The organism is Pseudomonas muyukensis (assembly GCF_019139535.1).
In the GTDB taxonomy this organism is placed as follows: Bacteria; Pseudomonadota; Gammaproteobacteria; order Pseudomonadales; family Pseudomonadaceae; genus Aquipseudomonas; species Aquipseudomonas muyukensis.
The window spans coordinates 2309596-2325865 of record NZ_CP077073.1; the positions used below are offsets into that span (position 1 = coordinate 2309596).

Below are 16270 nucleotides of genomic sequence, written 5' to 3' on the forward strand. Positions count from 1 at the left end.
ATGAGCGATTCGGGCAAGGCCAACGATCTTCTGGCGCAGATTCCCCAGCACAAGGGGCTGCCACCGGTGCATCTGTGGAACCCGGATTTCTGCGGCGACATCGACATGCGTATTGCCCGCGATGGTACCTGGTACTACCTGGGTACGCCGATCGGGCGCAAGCCGATGGTCCGGCTGTTCTCCAGCATCATTCGTCGTGATGGCGATGACTACTTCCTGGTGACGCCGGTGGAGAAGGTCGGTATTCGGGTCGATGATGCGCCGTTCGTGGCCGTGTTGCTGGACGTTGAAGGGCAGGGTGAGGGGCAGGTGTTGCGCTTCACCAGCAACGTCGAGGACCAGATCGAGGCTGGGCCGGGGAATCCACTGCGCGTGGAGCTTGACCCGGCTACCCAGGAGCCGTCGCCCTATGTGTTGATGCGTGGCAACCTCGAGGCGCTGGTCCACCGTAATGTGTTCTACCAACTGGTGGAGTTGGCGGTACCGCGGGTGATTGACGGGGACGTTTGGCTTGGGGTGTGGAGTCGGGGAGAGTTTTATCCTATCGGGCGTGCTGACTAAATATTCACCTTGGCAGCCAGCCTTTCCCCTTAGATACCCATCTATATCAACTTCTTGCTCTTGCTCTTGCTCTTGCTCTTGCTCTGTTTTTGATTTTGCTTCTAAGTGCGCGATAGTTCAGGCGCCGCCAATTGCGACTTCAGGAGGCCGAGTGGAGTTCTTGCGTAGTGGGGCGACGGCCATGGATGGCCGTCGAGCGCTGCGCCCCAGGATGGGGCGTACAGCGCGGTACCCACGGGAGCAAGAACGGAGCGAGGGGACCCCGGAGCGCAGCGTAGGGGCCGGATGAATGGAGCGAGGATTTTTTGGTTCCTTTTTGATCCTTCAAAAAGGGACCCGCCGTAAGGGCGGAAAGGTGACTATGCGTCGCCATCGCCAATGAATGCGCGTATAGCTTTCAAAACTCACGCTCTGAAAGTCAAAGTCAAAGTCAAAGTCAAAGTCGGTCGGTGTGTGTATTTACAGGTGTAAGCGCATTCATTGGCTATATCGACGCTTAGTCACCTTTTCGCCCTTACGGCGAGTCACTTTTTGTCAAACGCGACAAAAAGTAACCAAAAAACGCTGCGCTCCATTCATCCGGCCCTACGCTTCGCTCCGGGTTCCCTCACTCCGGCCTTGCTCCCGGGAGGACCGCGCTGTAGGGCCCATCCTGGGCCCCAGCGCTTGACGGGCATCCATGCCCGTCACCTCCCTACGCAAGGCCTGCGTTCGGCCTCCTGAAGTCGCGAAGTTACGGGCGGCGCCTGGGCTAGCGCAGCTGTCGCTCGCTGGGGTTGACGCTAGCCTTTTGATCGGTGACAGCAACAGCAACAGCAACAGCAACAGCAACAGCAACATCGGCCTCCCGGTTTTTTCGTGAATTGGCCATTTGTCCTCGTCAACTCCGGGCTTAACCTGAAAGTAGATGCCACTCAGGAGAAACCCGATGCGAACCCTCCGCCTGCCCATTGCCCTGCTGACCCTAGGCCTGCTTGCCCCGCTGTCGCCCGCCTGGGCCCATGGCGACAAGCCTGACCAAGTGACGATCCTGCAGGAACAAACCCCCAGCAATGCCCCCGGCAAGAAAGCCGTGATGCTCACCGTCAGCTATGGCCCCGGCCAGGCCTCCCCGGCGCATCAGCACCCAGGCGCGGTCATGGCCTACGTGCTGGAAGGGGCCGTCACCTCGAAGCTCAACGACGAAGCCGAGAAAACCTACAAGGCCGGCGAGTTCTGGTACGAGGCGCCAGGCACCGTGCACAGCGTCTCGCGCAACGCGAGCAAGACCCAGCCGGCAAAGCTGCTGGTATGGAGCCTGGTGGACCAGGGGCGGCCAGTGACCGAGCCCCTGTCCCATTGACCCAACCGGATGGTTACAGCGCGCTCTGCGCCGCCTGGATCAGCGCGTTGTCGAGCACCTGGCAGGGCGCCACCTGCACGCTCTGGGTGTAGAAAGGCGGCAGGTTCTGCGCCAGCTCTGCCACAGCCTGCACCGTCACACCCGGATGGCGCAGCACGTATTGCAGGTTGGATGGGAACGACTGCGGCACCGGCCCCTCCATGGTCGAGCCATACGCCCCGAAGGTCATCACCGCCTCGCTGGTGCGCGGGTCGGGGATGTACAGGAAGACGAACGTGCCGTACTTGGGATGAGTGAGGTACTGCTGCGCCTCGGCACGCACCTGCGGGTCGTTGCTGTTCATCAGCTGCCAGCGCATCAAGGCATAGCGGCGCGTGGTTTCCATGAACGCCGTGCGGATGGGCGACTGCTTTTCCTGGCCGCCCAGGCAGGTCAGCAGGTTGCCGAACGGATCCAGCAAGGCCACGGCGTTCATCGTGTCGGCATGATGAGCCGTTTGGGTCAGCGGCTTGGCCAGGGCCGCGCCCGGCATGCGCGGGTTGTCGAACTTGACCGTCAGCGCCCATGGGCTGAGTTCGGTCAGTGCCTTGCGCACCGCGCTGCCGGCCGGCAGCGAGGCTGGGTTCTTCAGTTGGTCAGGCGCCAGGCCGCTGTTGTTGCTCGCCTCGCGCACCGTATTGACGCTGGCATCGAAAATCGACCCGGTCAGGCTGAACGCCCGCGCGTCGACGCTTTGCTTCGCGAAGACGGGGCCCGTCGAGCCCTGATACTGCCGATCGACAGGCTCGCCTACCGCGTAGTAGCCCCAGGTCTGCTGGGCTTTCTGGCGTACCTGCGGCGGCAAGGTCGGGAAGTCGAACTGGCTGTTGTAGTTGACCCCGGCATAGGTGTCGATGGCGCTGACCGCCACGTTGAAACCGGCGGTGAGCAGGGAGCCTGCGCACATCGCGCAAGGGTCCAGGGTGGTAACCACGGTCAGCGCGCTGGGCTCTGGCAGGTTCAGGGCCTGACGGTTGTCGTAGTACCACTGCACCAGCTGGCGCTCGCCGTGGGCCGTCGGGTCATGGGGCAGGAATGGGGGTTGCGCGGTGCTGTTGGGGTAGGGCATCAGCACATTGTTGTGCATGGCCTTCAACACCTTGCCGGTGGCATTCTCGATGATGCAGCCGCCTACCGCGAAGGTCTTTTGCTGCGCGGCGAGAATGGCTTGGTCGGCGACGGTTTCCACGGCTTGCTGGGCGTTGCGAACGGTGTCCATGTTGACTCCCTGTCGATGCTGCGCGAGGTGCGCAGGCAGACGATAGTCCAGGGCAGTCGGAACACAAGTGCCAGGCCAGAAAAGAAAAAACCTCCAGTGCTTGCGCATCTGGAGGTTTTTTCAATGTTTGGCTCCGCGACCTGGACTCGAACCAGGGACCCAATGATTAACAGTCATTTGCTCTACCGACTGAGCTATCGCGGAATCTGCGCGTATCTTACCCATGGCCCGAGGGAAGTCAAGCTTCCCTCGGACAATCAAGCAGTTACAGCACCTCGACGATGGCCTTGGTGACCACGTGGATGTTGCTCTGGTTCAGCGCGGCGACCGCGATGCGACCGGTGTCCAGGGCGTAGATGCCAAACTCGTTCTTCAGGCGTGCGACCTGGTCGACGGTCAGGCCCGAGTAGGAGAACATGCCGACCTGGCGGCCGACGAAGCTGAAGTCGCGGTTGGCGCCGTACTCGGCCAGCAACTGGACCATCTGCTTGCGCATGCCGTGGATGCGGGTGCGCATCTCGGCCAGCTCGGTTTCCCACATCTGGCGCAGTTCGGCGCTGTTGAGCACGGCGGCGACGATGCTGGCGCCGTGGGTCGGCGGGTTGGAGTAGGTGGTGCGGATCACCCGCTTGACCTGCGACAGCACGCGGGTGCTCTCGTCCTTCGAGGCGGTGACGATCGACAGCGCGCCGACGCGCTCGCCATACAGCGAGAACGACTTGGAGAACGAGCTGGAAACGAAGAACTCCAGGCCCGACTCGGCGAACAGGCGCACGGCGAAGGCGTCTTCGTCGATGCCGTCGCCGAAACCCTGGTAGGCCATGTCGAGGAACGGCACGTGGCCCTTGGCCTTGACCACTTCCAGCACGTTCTTCCAGTCGTCCAGGGTCAGGTCGACGCCGGTCGGGTTATGGCAGCAGGCGTGCAGGACGATGATCGAGCCGGCGGGCAGCGTGTTCAGGTCCTCGAGCATGCCGGCGCGGTTGACGCCATTGCTGGCGGCATCGTAGTAGCGGTAGGTCTGCACCGGGAAGCCGGCGCTCTCGAACAGGGCGCGGTGGTTTTCCCAGCTCGGGTCGCTGATGGCGACCACGGCGCCCGGCTGCAGGCGCTTGAGGAAGTCGGCGCCGATCTTCAGCGCGCCGGTGCCGCCAACGGCCTGCACGGTGACCACGCGACCGGCGGCCAGCAGCGGCGACTCGGCACCGAAGATCAGCTTTTGCACGGCCTGGTCGTACTGGGCGATGCCGTCGATCGGCAGGTAGCCGCGGGAGGCGTGCTGGGCGGCACGCGCGGTCTCGGCTTCGATCACCGCGCGCAGCAGCGGGATGCGGCCTTCCTCATTGCAGTAAACGCCCACGCCCAGGTTCACCTTGTCGGTGCGGGTATCGGCGTTGAATGCTTCGTTGAGGCCCAGGATGGGATCGCGGGGTGCCAGCTCGACAGCGGAAAACAGGCTCATTGTTACCTTGGCTCTGATAGGAGAGTGATAGGGGGGCACGCTCCAGCCGAAGGCACTGAAGCGGTGCACAAACGGGGAGTCAGTATAGTGATACCGACCGGTCACCGCGACAGTCTGTCGCTGCTTTTCCAGCGGTTTGCGCAAAAATTTTTCGACCATTGGTCGAATTGCCGGTCCATTGCAATGCGCGTTGACAACTGGGCCGTGAAAGCCACGCCCGATGCGCGCATTTGGGTATAGACTACTGGCTAAATTTACAGTTGCCGCGACATCCACGAGGTCCGTCATGTCCGAGTTCCAGCTCGTCACCCGATTCCAGCCGGCCGGCGACCAGCCCGAGGCCATCCGCCTGATGGTCGAGGGCATCGACGCCGGCCTTTCGCACCAGACCCTGCTCGGGGTGACCGGCTCGGGCAAGACCTTTAGCATCGCCAACGTGATCCAGCAGGTGCAGCGCCCGACCATGGTGCTGGCGCCGAACAAGACCCTGGCGGCCCAGTTGTACGGCGAGTTCAAGGCATTCTTCCCGAACAACGCGGTGGAGTACTTCGTTTCGTACTACGACTACTACCAGCCCGAAGCCTATGTGCCGTCGTCGGACACCTTCATCGAGAAGGACGCCTCGATCAACGACCATATCGAGCAGATGCGCCTGTCGGCGACCAAGGCGCTGCTGGAGCGGCGCGACGCGATCATCGTCACCACCGTTTCGTGCATCTACGGCCTGGGCAGCCCCGAGACCTACCTGAAGATGGTCCTGCACGTCGACCGCGGCGACAAGCTCGACCAGCGCGCCCTGCTGCGCCGCCTGGCAGACCTGCAGTACACCCGCAACGAGATGGACTTCGCCCGCGCCACGTTCCGGGTGCGGGGCGACGTGATCGACATCTTCCCGGCCGAATCCGACCTCGAGGCCATTCGTATCGAGCTGTTCGACGACGAGGTGGAGAACATCGCCGCCTTCGATCCTTTGACTGGCGAGGTGATCCGCAAGTTGCCGCGTTTCACCTTCTACCCCAAGAGCCACTACGTAACCCCGCGCGAGACCCTGCTCGACGCGGTGGAGGGCATCAAGGACGAACTCAAGGACCGGCTCGAGTACCTGAACACGCACAACAAGCTGGTCGAGGCCCAGCGCCTGGAGCAACGCACCCGTTTCGACCTGGAGATGATCCTCGAGCTGGGCTACTGCAACGGCATCGAGAACTACTCGCGCTACCTCTCCGGGCGTCCGGCCGGGGCGCCGCCGCCCACCCTGTACGACTACCTGCCGGCCGACGCCCTGCTGGTGATCGACGAGTCCCACGTCAGCGTTCCGCAGGTCGGCGCCATGTACAAGGGCGACCGCTCGCGCAAGGAAACCCTGGTGGAATACGGCTTCCGCCTGCCGTCGGCGCTGGACAACCGGCCGATGCGTTTCGACGAGTGGGAAGCGGTGAGTCCGCAGACCATCTTCGTTTCCGCCACCCCGGGGCCCTACGAGGCCGAGCACGCCGGGCGCGTGGTCGAGCAGGTGGTGCGCCCGACCGGCCTGGTCGACCCGCAGGTCGAGGTGCGTCCGGCGCTGACCCAGGTCGACGACCTGCTGTCGGAGATCGGCAAGCGCGTCGCCCAGGGCGAGCGGGTGCTGGCCACCACCCTGACCAAGCGCATGGCCGAGGACCTTACCGACTACCTGGCCGATCACGATGTGCGGGTACGCTACCTGCACTCGGACATCGACACCGTCGAGCGGGTCGAGATCATTCGCGACCTGCGCCTGGGCACTTTCGACGTGCTGGTGGGCATCAACCTGCTGCGCGAGGGCCTGGACATGCCCGAGGTGTCGCTGGTGGCGATCCTCGATGCCGACAAGGAGGGCTTCCTGCGCTCCGAGCGTTCGCTGATCCAGACCATCGGCCGCGCCGCGCGCAACCTCAACGGCAAGGCGATCCTCTACGCCGACAACATGACCGGCTCGATGCAGCGCGCCATCGACGAGACCGAGCGTCGCCGCGAGAAGCAGTTGGCCTTCAACCAGGCCAACGGCATCGTGCCCAGGGGGGTGGTCAAGGACATCACCGACATCATGGAAGGCGCCACCGTGCCGGGGGCGCGCAGCAAGAAGCGCAAGGGCATGGCCAAGGCCGCGGAGGAGGCCGGGCGTTACGAGGCCGAGCTGCAGAGCCCGGCCGAGATCACCAAGCGTATCAAGCAGCTGGAAGAGAAAATGTTTCAGTTCGCCCGCGACCTGGAGTTCGAGGCCGCGGCGCAGCTGCGCGACGAGATCGGCAAGTTGCGTGAGCGCTTGCTGGCTAGCTAAAGCCCTATGCAATCCTTGTAGGAGCGGCCTTGTGTCGCGAAAGGGCTGCGCAGCAGCCCCAGGATCTCTGCGTCAAGGCAGAACTTGCCGGGGCCGCTTTGCGGCCCTTTCGCGACACAAGGCCGCTCCAACAGGTCAGGTGTAACTCGATCAGTGCGCTTCGCCCGTTTTCAACCCCTGCGGCAACTTGCGCGTCAGCAACACCGCCAACATGCTCACCGCCAATCCGATCCCGACAAAATGGAAGGCGTCGTTGTAGGCCATGATCAACGCCTGCTGGTGGGTGATTTCGCTCAGCTTGCCCAGCGCGGCGTTGTCGCTGCCCAGGCGCTCGGTCAGTTGCGCCAGGCGCTCGGCCACCTGCGGGTTGCTCGGTACCAACGCCTCGCGCAGGTAGTCGAAATACACCTTGGTGCGCGCATCCAGCAGCGTTGCCAGCAGGGCGATGCCGATGGCGCCGCCGAGGTTGCGCAAGATGTTGAACAGGCTCGATGCCGACCCTGCATCCTGTGGCTGGATATACGCCGTGGCGATCAGCGAAATGGTGACCATGATCATCGGCTGGCCAATGGCGCGGATCACCTGGATCTGGTTGAACTGCGGCCCGGCGAAGTCGGGGTTGAGCACCCCGGAGCTGAAACTGGCCACGCCGAACAGGCAAAAGCCCAGGGCGCAGAGCACCTTGGGCGAGATCACCTTCATCAATTGCGGCACCAGCGGAATCAGGAACAACTGCGGGATGCCCATCCACATGATCACCTCGCCGATCTGCAGGGCGTTGTAGCCCTGGATCTGCGCCAGGTACAGCGGCAGCAGGTAGATCGAGCCGTACAACCCCACGCCCATGCCCAGGCTGGCGATGCTCGACAGGCCGAAGTTGCGGTTGCCGAGGATGCGCAGGTTGATCAGCGGATGGGCACGGGAGAACTGCAGGATCACGAACAGGATCAGGCTGAGCAGGGCGACCGTGCCAAGGCCGACGATCAGGCTCGATTCCAGCCAGTCCTTGCGATGGCCTTCCTCGAGGAACACTTGCAGGCAACCCAGGCCCAGGCCGAGGCTGACGATGCCGGCGTAGTCGGTGCTTTTCAGCAGCTCCCAGTGCGCGGCCTTCTTTTCCAGGCCGTAGAGCAGGCCGGCGATCATCACCAGCCCCGGCGGGATGTTGATGTAGAAGATGTATTCCCAGCCCCAGTTCTCGGTCAGCCAGCCGCCCAGGGTCGGGCCGATCGAAGGGGCGAAGGTGGCGGTCATGGCGAACATGGCCATGCCCTTGGCGCGGTGGTGTTCGGGCAGCTTGATCAGGGTCAGGGTGAAGGCCAGCGGGATCAGCGCGCCGCCGGTGAAGCCCTGCATCGCGCGGAACAGGATCATGCTTTCCAGGTTCCAGGCCATCGAGCACAGCAGCGATGAGGCCAGGAAACCCAGCGATACCCACACCGCCAAACGCCGTGCCGAGAGCAGCTGCACCAGCCAGGCGGTGAGGGGGATCATGATGATCTCCGCCACCAGGTAGGACGTGGAGATCCATGAGCCTTCCTCCAGGGTCGCCGACAGCGCGCCCTGGATGTCCTTGAGCGACGAGTTGGTGATCTGGATGTCCAGTACCGCCATGAAGGCACCCAGCATCACGCTCATCACCGCGATCCAGTCGCGCCGGCTCGGCTCGGCCGTGGGGCGCAGCAGTGGGTCACCGGCCATCCGCGTTGCCGTCGCGCAGGTCGACCGTGGCCGTGACCGACATGCCCGGGCGGATGCGGCCATGCAGCGGGTTGTCGGCGGCGAAGGTCAGCTTGACCGGGATACGTTGCACCACCTTGGTGAAGTTGCCGGTGGCGTTGTCGGGCGGCAGCAGGCTGAACTGCGCGCCGGAGGCGGCGAACAGGCTGTCGACGCGGGCTTCGATGGGCGTGTCGGGGTAGCTGTCGAATAGCAGTTCGGCGCGTTGGCCGGGGTGCATTCTGCCGATCTGGGTCTCCTTGAAGTTGGCCTGCACCCAGATGTCCTCGTCCGGGACGATCGACAGCAGGTAGGCGCCGGCCTGCACCACCTGGCCATCGCGCGCGCTGCGCTGGCCGATGGTGCCGCTGATCGGCGCATGGATGGCGCAGCGGGTGAGGTTGAGCTCGGCCTGGGCCAGGTCGGCGCGGGCGTTGGCAATTTGCGCGTCGAGGCGCTTGAGCTCGGCGCTCAGCGCATCGACCTGCTGGCGCTGGCCCTTGAGGTCGGCCAGGGCCTTGTCCACCTGCGAACGGGCAACGTGGCTTTCGGCCGCCAGGGTAGTGACCCGCTCCTCGGAGACGAAGCCGGGCTTGCGTAGGGCCTGGGCGCGGTTGAGGTCGAGCTGCGAGCGGTCGAGGGTGGCCTGGTTGGCCGCCACCTGGGCCTGGCCGGCGGCGATCAGGCTGCCCTGTTGGGTCAGGCGGCTCTGCGCCTGTGCCAGCTCCGCTTCACGGGTGGCCAGGGCGGCGCGGGCGCGGGCCACGGCCAGCTCGAAGTCAGCCGTCTCCAGGCGCACCAGCAGATCGCCCTGGCGCACATGCTGGTTGTCCTCCACCGGCACCTGGTCGATGCGCGCGCCCAGTTGGCTGGAGATACGCGTGATCTCGCCCTGGACGTAGGCGTTGTCGGTGCTCTCGTAGAAGCGCCCCTTGAAGTACCAGTGGGCCAGGAAGGCGAGGGCGACCAGCAGCACCAGGGTGATGAAGATCAGCAGGCGGCGTTTGAGTTGGGCGGGCATGGGCAACCAGGATTGCAAAAGTGTAAGCAAATTTAACAGCGGTACCCGGCAGGCTCACAAGTGACGATAGCGCCATTGCTGGAGCCCGGTGCCCGCTCCCTGCTAACATTCGGCCTTTGTTTGAATCTTCGTTCGAGACTCACCATGACCACCGTTCGCACGCGTATCGCGCCATCGCCCACCGGCGACCCCCATGTCGGCACCGCCTACATCGCCCTGTTCAACTACTGCTTCGCCAAGCAGCACGGCGGTGAGTTCATCCTGCGGATCGAAGACACCGACCAGTTGCGCTCGACCCGCGAGTCGGAGCAGCAGATCTTCGACGCCCTGCGCTGGCTGGGCATCGAATGGAACGAAGGCCCGGATGTCGGCGGCCCGCACGGCCCCTACCGGCAGAGCGAGCGTGGCGAGATCTACGCCCAGTACGCCAAGCAACTGGTCGATGCCGGCCACGCCTTCTATTGCTTCTGCACCGCCGAAGAGCTGGAGCAGATGCGCGCCGAGCAGATGGCCCGCGGCGAGACCCCGCGCTACGACGGCCGCGCCCTGTTGCTGAGCGCCGACGAAGTGCAGCGCCGCCTGGCTGCCGGCGAGCCGCACGTGATCCGCATGAAGGTGCCGAGCGAAGGCATCTGCGTGGTGCCGGACATGCTCCGTGGCGACGTCGAGATCCCGTGGGACCGCATGGACATGCAGGTGCTGATGAAGAACGACGGCCTGCCGACGTACTTCCTGGCCAACGTGGTCGACGACCACCTGATGGGCATCACCCACGTCCTGCGCGGCGAGGAATGGCTGCCGTCGGCGCCGAAGCTGATCAAACTGTACGAGTACTTCGGTTGGGAGCAGCCCAAGCTGTGCTACATGCCGCTGCTGCGCAACCCGGACAAGTCCAAGCTGTCCAAGCGCAAGAACCCGACCTCGGTGACCTTCTACGAGCGCATGGGCTTCATGCCCGAGGCGATGCTCAACTACCTCGGGCGCATGGGCTGGTCGATGCCTGACGAGCGCGAGAAGTTCTCCCTGGCCGAAATGGTCGAGCACTTCGACCTGTCGCGCATCTCCCTGGGCGGCCCGATCTTCGACATCGAGAAGCTGTCGTGGCTCAACGGCCAGTGGCTGCGTGAGCTGCCGGTGCAGGAGTTCGCCGCGCGGGTGCAGAAGTGGGCGTTCAATAGCGACTACATGATGCAGATCGCCCCGCACGTGCAGGGCCGGGTCGAAACCTTCAGCCAGATCGCGCCGCTGGGCGGCTTCTTCTTCGAAGGCGCGCTCAAGCTCGACGCCAAGCTGTTCGAAAGCAAGAAGCTGTCCGCCGACCAGGTTCGCCAGGTGATGCAGTTGATCCTGTGGAAGCTGGAAAGCCTGCGCCAGTGGGAAAAGGAGCGCATCACCGGGTGCATCCAGGCCGTGGTCGAGGCGCTGGAGCTCAAGCTACGTGACGCCATGCCGCTGATGTTCGCCGCCATTACTGGTCAGGCCAGCTCGGTGTCGGTGCTCGACGCCATGGAAATCCTCGGCCCTGACCTGACTCGCTATCGCCTGCGCCAGGCCCTGGACTTGCTCGGCGGCGTGTCGAAGAAAGAAAACAAGGAGTGGGAAAAGCTGCTGGCCAACATCGCCTGATAGCCTTGCGCTGTACTGTGGGAGCGGCCTTGTGTCGCGAAAGGGCCGCATAGCGGCCCCGGCGATCGATGCACTGATGCTGAAAACGAGGGACCGCTTTGCGGTCCTTTCGCGACACAAGGCCGCTCCTACAGGGGGCGAGGTTGCGAAGTACATCGGGGCAGGGCGGTAAGTGATTGTTATCTGTGAAAAAAATTTTGAATAATTTCAAAAATTCGTTTGACAGCCCCGCAATCCGATCTTAATATGCGCCCCGTCCACAGCGATGAACGCAAACGAAACGCCAGGCACCCAGCCAGCGCTTCGGTTCAAAGCGACATTGTGGGGCTATAGCTCAGCTGGGAGAGCGCCTGCATGGCATGCAGGAGGTCAGCGGTTCGATCCCGCTTAGCTCCACCAAATTCCGCTTGATGGCCAAGGCCGTCAGGCAAGACCGGTTCCAGCAAACGGGTCTTGAAGGTAAGAAGGTTCGTCCCCTTCGTCTAGTGGCCTAGGACACCGCCCTTTCACGGCGGTAACAGGGGTTCGAGTCCCCTAGGGGACGCCAGTTTTGCACAAGCGATGTTGCACTGTCGCTGGGCCGAGAGGCTAGAAATCCGGGGCTATAGCTCAGCTGGGAGAGCGCCTGCATGGCATGCAGGAGGTCAGCGGTTCGATCCCGCTTAGCTCCACCAATTTTGCCGCGATTCGCGAAAGCGGGTCGGCACGAAGGTTACGTCCCCTTCGTCTAGTGGCCTAGGACACCGCCCTTTCACGGCGGTAACAGGGGTTCGAGTCCCCTAGGGGACGCCACTTTTACCCGCGTTTTGCGGGAGTTGAAAGGCTCATCATCAGATGGATGAGCCTTTTGTTTTACTCGGGGCTATAGCTCAGCTGGGAGAGCGCCTGCATGGCATGCAGGAGGTCAGCGGTTCGATCCCGCTTAGCTCCACCAATTCGCCACGTTGCGTGAAAACGTAACGGCACGAAGGTTAAGTCCCCTTCGTCTAGTGGCCTAGGACACCGCCCTTTCACGGCGGTAACAGGGGTTCGAGTCCCCTAGGGGACGCCATTTTTTTACCCGCGTTTTGCGGGACTTATAAGGCTCATTCGATTATTGAATGGGCCTTTTGTTTTTCCGCCTTCCCGAAAAACTGCCGCGGCGAACCCTGGGCGAAAATTCTGCTTGCCAATAAATATGATGAGCATAATATGTCGATCATAATATTTGAGGTGAGCCATGAGCGACAAGAAGAGCCAAACCCGCGAACGCATCCTCGAGGCTGCCCGCGGAGCGCTGATCCAGCAGGGGCCCGCCGAGCCCAGCGTCAGCCAGGTGATGGGCGCTGCCGGGTTGACCGTGGGGGGCTTCTACGCTCACTTCCAGAGCAAGGACGAGCTGATGCTCGAGGCGTTTCGCCAATTGCTCGATGAGCGCCGGGCCTTGCTGGACCAGCTCGACCCGAAGCTGCTGGGTACCGAGCGACGGGCATTGGCTGCGGCGTTCTACCTGTCGCGCAAGCACCGTGACGCTGAAGTGCAGGCCTGCCCCATCCCCAGCGCCCTGGGCGAGATGCAGCGCCTGCCGGACGCATTTCGTGAGGTGCTGGGCGAGCATATCGAGCTGATGACCGCGCAAATGGTCGACCGCCCGGAGGACATCGACAAGGCGCTCGCCGACCTGGCCCTGATGATCGGTGGCCTGTCTTTGGCCCGTGCCCTGGGGCCTGGCGAGCTGTCCGACCGGATCCTGCGTGCTGCCAAATCGGCAGTGATCTGACCCCCCGACCCCCTGGAGCAAGGCGATGACGACCCTCAGCTGGATTCGCGGTGTCAACGGCACCCTCGGCCACCTGGCCCCCGAACATGTTGCCGGCAGGATGCGCCGTGCCTTCATGAGCCCACGCAGCCTGCCGCCCAAGCCGTGGGAGCTGCCGCTGCTGGCCAAGGCCGAGCGCATCACCCTGCGCTTCGGTCTGTCGGCATTGCGCTGGGGCCAGGGCCCGACCGTGCTGTTGCTGCATGGTTGGGAAGGGCGGCCGACCCAGTTTGCCGCGTTGATCGATACCCTGGTCGACAGCGGTCACACCGTGGTTTCGCTGGAAGGGCCGGGGCACGGCCGTTCGCCGGGTGAGAAGGCCAATGTGGTGCTGTTCGCCCGCGCCCTGCTGGAAGCGGCGGCCGAACTGCCGCCGCTGCGCGCGGTGATCGGCCACTCCATGGGCGGCGCCAGCCTGTTGCTGGCCCTGCAATGGGGGCTGCGCACCGATGCCGCGGTCAGTATCGCCGCGCCGGCGCAACTGCTTGGGGTGTTGCGTGGTTTCGCCCGGCGTCTTGGCCTGCCGGCGCGCGCGCGGGCGGCGTTCATCCGCCAGGTGGAGCGCGATGTCGGGGTGCAGATCAGCCGCCTCGATGTCAGTGGCTACCAGTTGGACATACCCGGGCTGGTGGTACACGCCGAGGACGACAAGCTGGTTCTGGCCAGCGAAGCCCCGCTGATCCACAAGGCCTGGTTCGACAGCCGCCTGCTGCTGCTCGAGGCGGGCGGCCACCTGCGGCTGCTGGCCGACCCGCGCCTGGGCCAGGCCGTGCTGGAGCTGCTGGCGCGCAGCACCCAGCGCGCGCGGCAAAGCGCCTGAGCATCCGTTACACTCTGCCCGGTCACTGAAATCGCGGGAGCGGGCATGAGCTGGGATCTGGCAGCACCATTCATCATCGACCTTCGCGTCGGCAGCGAGGATATCGACGGCCTCGGCCACGCCAACAATGCCGTCTACGTCACCTGGCTGGAGCGCTGCGCCTGGCGCCATTCCCAGCGCCTGGGCCTGGACCTGGCCGAATACCGGCGCCTGGACCGGGCCATGGCGGTGGTCCGCCATGAAATCGACTACCTCGCCGCCGCCTACGAGGACGACGAGTTGCAACTGGCCACCTGGATCATCGACTGGGACCAGCGCCTGCGCATGACCCGGCGTTTCCAGCTCAAGCGCCCGGGCGACGGCGTCACTTTGCTGCGTGCGCAGACCACCTTTGCCTGCATCGAGCTGTCCAGCGGCAAGCCGCGGCGCATGCCGGCGGAGTTCCTTGACGGTTATGGCCCGGCGCTGATCGGCAGCTGAACGGCGGCGGATTTTTGCTAGACTGCCGCCTTTTTCGCGGCGAGACCCTGACATGCAAATTGCCCTGGCCCCCATGGAGGGGCTGGTCGACAACATCCTGCGCGACGTCCTGACCCGGGTGGGCGGTATCGATTGGTGCGTCACCGAGTTCATTCGCGTCTGCGACCGCCTGCTGCCGGCGTCGTCGTTCGACAAGCTGGCCCCGGAGCTGCGCCAGGGCGCGCGCACGGCGGCAGGCGTGCCGATGCGTGTGCAGCTGCTGGGTTCCGACCCGGTGTGCCTGGCCGAGAATGCGGCCCTGGCCTGCGAGCTGGGCGCGCCGGTGATCGACCTGAACTTCGGCTGCCCGGCCAAGACCGTCAACAAGTCGCGGGGCGGGGCGGTGCTGCTCAAGGAGCCCGAGTTGCTGCATGCGATCGTGGCTGAGGTGCGCCGGACGGTGCCGGCGCATATCCCGGTCACGGCCAAGATGCGCCTGGGCTACGACAGCCCCGATGGCGCGCTCGATTGTGCCCGGGCCTTGGCCGAGGGCGGCTCGGCGCATCTGGTGGTGCATGCGCGCACCAAGGTCGAGGGTTACAAGCCGCCGGCCCATTGGGAGTGGGTGGCGCGGGTGCAGGATGTGGTCAAGGTGCCGGTGTTCGCCAATGGCGAGATCTGGACCGTCGACGACTGGCGGCGCTGCCGTGAGGTCAGCGGGGCGCAGGACATCATGCTGGGGCGCGGGCTGGTGTCGCGCCCGGACCTGGCCCTGCAGATCGCCGCGGCCCGCGATGGCGTCGAGTACCAGCCGATGAGCTGGGAAGAGCTGCTGCCGCTGCTGCGCGAGTTCTGGCGCCAGGCCCAGGACAAGCTGTCGCCGCGCTACGCGCCGGGGCGGATGAAGCAGTGGCTGGCGATGTTGACCCGGGGTTACCCGGAGGCGGTGGCGTTGTTTGCCGAGCTGCGTAGGGAGGATGATTGCCAGCGGATCAGTGGGTTGCTGGGGGTTCAGAAGCAGGCCGTCGAGGCTTGTGTCGCCTGAGCCGACGTTATCGCGGGGCAAGCCCGCTCCCACGATGCCATGCCCAGTCGAAAAATTTTTCAGGCCAGCCCTTGAAAGCTTTTTGCCCGGACATATCTCTTGAGTACGCGATGCCGAAGTCGGGTCGCGTAATGACTTTACTTGCTGAATCTCAGGAGTTCATGACCATGACCACCGCTTTCTCTCTCGCACCTCTTTTCCGCAACTCTGTGGGTTTCGACCGTTTCAACGACCTGTTCGAAGCCGCCGCACGTAACGAGGCCGGTAGCAGCTACCCGCCCTACAACGTGGAAAAGCATGGCGATGATCAATACCGCATCGTGGTTGCCGCCGCCGGCTTCCAGGAACAGGACCTCGACCTGCAGGTTGAAAAAGGCGTCCTCACCGTGATCGGTGGCAAGCGCGACAACAGCAGCGAAGGCGTCACCTTCCTGCACCAGGGCATTGCCCAGCGCGCCTTCAAGCTGTCGTTCCGCCTGGCTGACCACATCGAGGTCAAGGGCGCGGGCCTGGCCAACGGCCTGCTCAGCATCGAACTGCTGCGCGTGGTACCGGAAGAAGCCAAGGCCAAGCGTATCCCGATCAATGGCGAAAAACCTGCGCTGAATTGAGTTCGGCGCGATGAACGAAAGGGCACCTGCGGGTGCCCTTTCTGCTTTGCAGGCCCCTGTAGGAGCGGCCTTGTGTCGCGAAAGGGCCGCAGGGCGGCCCCGGCGATATCAGCTTGATGCACGAATCCGGGGGGGCGCTTCGCACCCCTTTCGCGACACAAGGCCGCTCCTACAGGGATCGCGTGTTTTCAGTAATCCGCCGGTGTTTCCATCAGCATCTGGCGGAACTCCGGCAGCGGCAATGGC

The 16270-nt window shown here is 64.0% G+C and carries 13 protein-coding genes and 7 tRNA genes; 15 read left to right on the forward strand and 5 right to left on the reverse strand.

All coding sequences use genetic code 11. The features are described from left to right. Nucleotides 1-561, forward strand: coding sequence for a DUF1285 domain-containing protein (locus KSS95_RS10450; RefSeq protein WP_217853589.1), 561 nt, complete (start codon nt 1-3; stop codon nt 559-561). A gap of 928 nt (nt 562-1489) precedes the next feature. Beyond that, complete coding sequence (locus KSS95_RS10455) at nt 1490-1903, forward strand: cupin domain-containing protein (protein ID WP_217853590.1); 414 nt, start codon at nt 1490-1492, stop codon at nt 1901-1903. Between the two features lie 13 nt (nt 1904-1916). Here the strand turns inward: KSS95_RS10455 and KSS95_RS10460 are convergent, their stop codons facing one another. From KSS95_RS10460 to KSS95_RS10470, 3 genes are all read right to left on the reverse strand, one after another. Further along, complete coding sequence (locus KSS95_RS10460) at nt 1917-3161, reverse strand: cytidine/deoxycytidylate deaminase family protein (RefSeq protein ID WP_217853591.1); 1245 nt, start codon at nt 3159-3161, stop codon at nt 1917-1919. 128 nt (nt 3162-3289) lie between these two features. After that, nucleotides 3290-3365: transfer RNA gene (locus KSS95_RS10465), tRNA-Asn, on the reverse strand. A 61-nt stretch (nt 3366-3426) separates the two neighbouring features. After that, complete coding sequence (locus KSS95_RS10470) at nt 3427-4623, reverse strand: amino acid aminotransferase (protein WP_217853592.1); 1197 nt, start codon at nt 4621-4623, stop codon at nt 3427-3429. 286 nt (nt 4624-4909) lie between these two features. Between KSS95_RS10470 and uvrB the strand changes: the two genes are divergently transcribed. After that, a complete protein-coding gene (gene uvrB, locus KSS95_RS10475; protein WP_217853593.1) occupies nt 4910-6925 on the forward strand; it encodes an excinuclease ABC subunit UvrB in 2016 nt (671 codons plus the stop codon). 150 nt (nt 6926-7075) lie between these two features. Here the strand turns inward: uvrB and KSS95_RS10480 are convergent, their stop codons facing one another. Then, on the reverse strand, nt 7076-8626 hold the full coding sequence (locus KSS95_RS10480; protein ID WP_496198558.1) for an MDR family MFS transporter: 1551 nt from the start codon (nt 8624-8626) through the stop codon (nt 7076-7078). Next, nucleotides 8616-9665, reverse strand: a complete 1050-nt coding sequence (locus tag KSS95_RS10485; protein ID WP_217853594.1) for an HlyD family secretion protein — start codon at nt 9663-9665, stop codon at nt 8616-8618. Before KSS95_RS10485 ends, KSS95_RS10480 begins: the two co-directional genes overlap by 11 nt. 144 nt (nt 9666-9809) lie before the next feature. Here KSS95_RS10485 and gltX point away from each other — a divergent pair, with 144 nt between their 5' ends. From gltX to KSS95_RS10545, 12 genes are all read left to right on the forward strand, one after another. Next, nucleotides 9810-11291, forward strand: coding sequence for a glutamate--tRNA ligase (gltX, locus tag KSS95_RS10490; protein WP_217853595.1), 1482 nt, complete (start codon nt 9810-9812; stop codon nt 11289-11291). 323 nt (nt 11292-11614) lie between these two features. Continuing rightward, nucleotides 11615-11690, forward strand: a tRNA-Ala gene (locus KSS95_RS10495). A gap of 72 nt (nt 11691-11762) precedes the next feature. Continuing rightward, nucleotides 11763-11838 (forward strand) — tRNA-Glu (locus KSS95_RS10500). A 51-nt stretch (nt 11839-11889) separates the two neighbouring features. Continuing rightward, a tRNA-Ala gene (locus KSS95_RS10505) sits at nt 11890-11965 on the forward strand. Nucleotides 11966-12007: 42 nt separating this feature from the next. Next, a tRNA-Glu gene (locus KSS95_RS10510) sits at nt 12008-12083 on the forward strand. Between the two features lie 66 nt (nt 12084-12149). Then, a tRNA-Ala gene (locus KSS95_RS10515) sits at nt 12150-12225 on the forward strand. A gap of 41 nt (nt 12226-12266) precedes the next feature. After that, nucleotides 12267-12342 (forward strand) — tRNA-Glu (locus KSS95_RS10520). Between the two features lie 168 nt (nt 12343-12510). Further along, nucleotides 12511-13050, forward strand: coding sequence for a TetR/AcrR family transcriptional regulator (locus tag KSS95_RS10525; RefSeq protein ID WP_217853596.1), 540 nt, complete (start codon nt 12511-12513; stop codon nt 13048-13050). A 25-nt stretch (nt 13051-13075) separates the two neighbouring features. After that, entirely contained in the window at nt 13076-13909 is an 834-nt protein-coding gene (locus KSS95_RS10530; RefSeq protein WP_217853597.1) for an alpha/beta fold hydrolase, read from the forward strand. 45 nt (nt 13910-13954) lie between these two features. Continuing rightward, nucleotides 13955-14389 (forward strand): acyl-CoA thioesterase, encoded by a 435-nt coding sequence (locus tag KSS95_RS10535; RefSeq protein WP_134693300.1) that lies wholly within the window; start codon nt 13955-13957, stop codon nt 14387-14389. A gap of 52 nt (nt 14390-14441) precedes the next feature. Further along, the gene (locus KSS95_RS10540) at nt 14442-15413 is read left to right on the forward strand and encodes a tRNA dihydrouridine synthase (protein ID WP_217853598.1); all 972 of its coding nucleotides are present in this window, start codon (nt 14442-14444) and stop codon (nt 15411-15413) included. Between the two features lie 167 nt (nt 15414-15580). Next, nucleotides 15581-16024 carry an Hsp20 family protein gene (locus KSS95_RS10545; protein WP_134693298.1) on the forward strand — a complete coding sequence of 148 codons (444 nt, stop codon included), beginning with the start codon at nt 15581-15583 and terminating at the stop codon, nt 16022-16024. Nucleotides 16025-16270 lie beyond the last annotated feature (246 nt).

Coding starts and splice junctions, on each gene's coding strand:
- KSS95_RS10535 (WP_134693300.1), top strand. CDS start 13,955: ATGAGCTGGGATCTGGCAGCACCATTCATCATCGACCTTCGCGTCGGC.
- KSS95_RS10470 (WP_217853592.1), bottom strand. CDS start 4,623: ATGAGCCTGTTTTCCGCTGTCGAGCTGGCACCCCGCGATCCCATCCTG.
- KSS95_RS10480 (WP_496198558.1), bottom strand. CDS start 8,626: ATGGCCGGTGACCCACTGCTGCGCCCCACGGCCGAGCCGAGCCGGCGC.
- KSS95_RS10540 (WP_217853598.1), top strand. CDS start 14,442: ATGCAAATTGCCCTGGCCCCCATGGAGGGGCTGGTCGACAACATCCTG.
- KSS95_RS10455 (WP_217853590.1), top strand. CDS start 1,490: ATGCGAACCCTCCGCCTGCCCATTGCCCTGCTGACCCTAGGCCTGCTT.
- KSS95_RS10530 (WP_217853597.1), top strand. CDS start 13,076: ATGACGACCCTCAGCTGGATTCGCGGTGTCAACGGCACCCTCGGCCAC.
- KSS95_RS10545 (WP_134693298.1), top strand. CDS start 15,581: ATGACCACCGCTTTCTCTCTCGCACCTCTTTTCCGCAACTCTGTGGGT.
- KSS95_RS10485 (WP_217853594.1), bottom strand. CDS start 9,665: ATGCCCGCCCAACTCAAACGCCGCCTGCTGATCTTCATCACCCTGGTG.
- KSS95_RS10460 (WP_217853591.1), bottom strand. CDS start 3,161: ATGGACACCGTTCGCAACGCCCAGCAAGCCGTGGAAACCGTCGCCGAC.
- gltX (WP_217853595.1), top strand. CDS start 9,810: ATGACCACCGTTCGCACGCGTATCGCGCCATCGCCCACCGGCGACCCC.
- KSS95_RS10525 (WP_217853596.1), top strand. CDS start 12,511: ATGAGCGACAAGAAGAGCCAAACCCGCGAACGCATCCTCGAGGCTGCC.
- KSS95_RS10450 (WP_217853589.1), top strand. CDS start 1: ATGAGCGATTCGGGCAAGGCCAACGATCTTCTGGCGCAGATTCCCCAG.
- uvrB (WP_217853593.1), top strand. CDS start 4,910: ATGTCCGAGTTCCAGCTCGTCACCCGATTCCAGCCGGCCGGCGACCAG.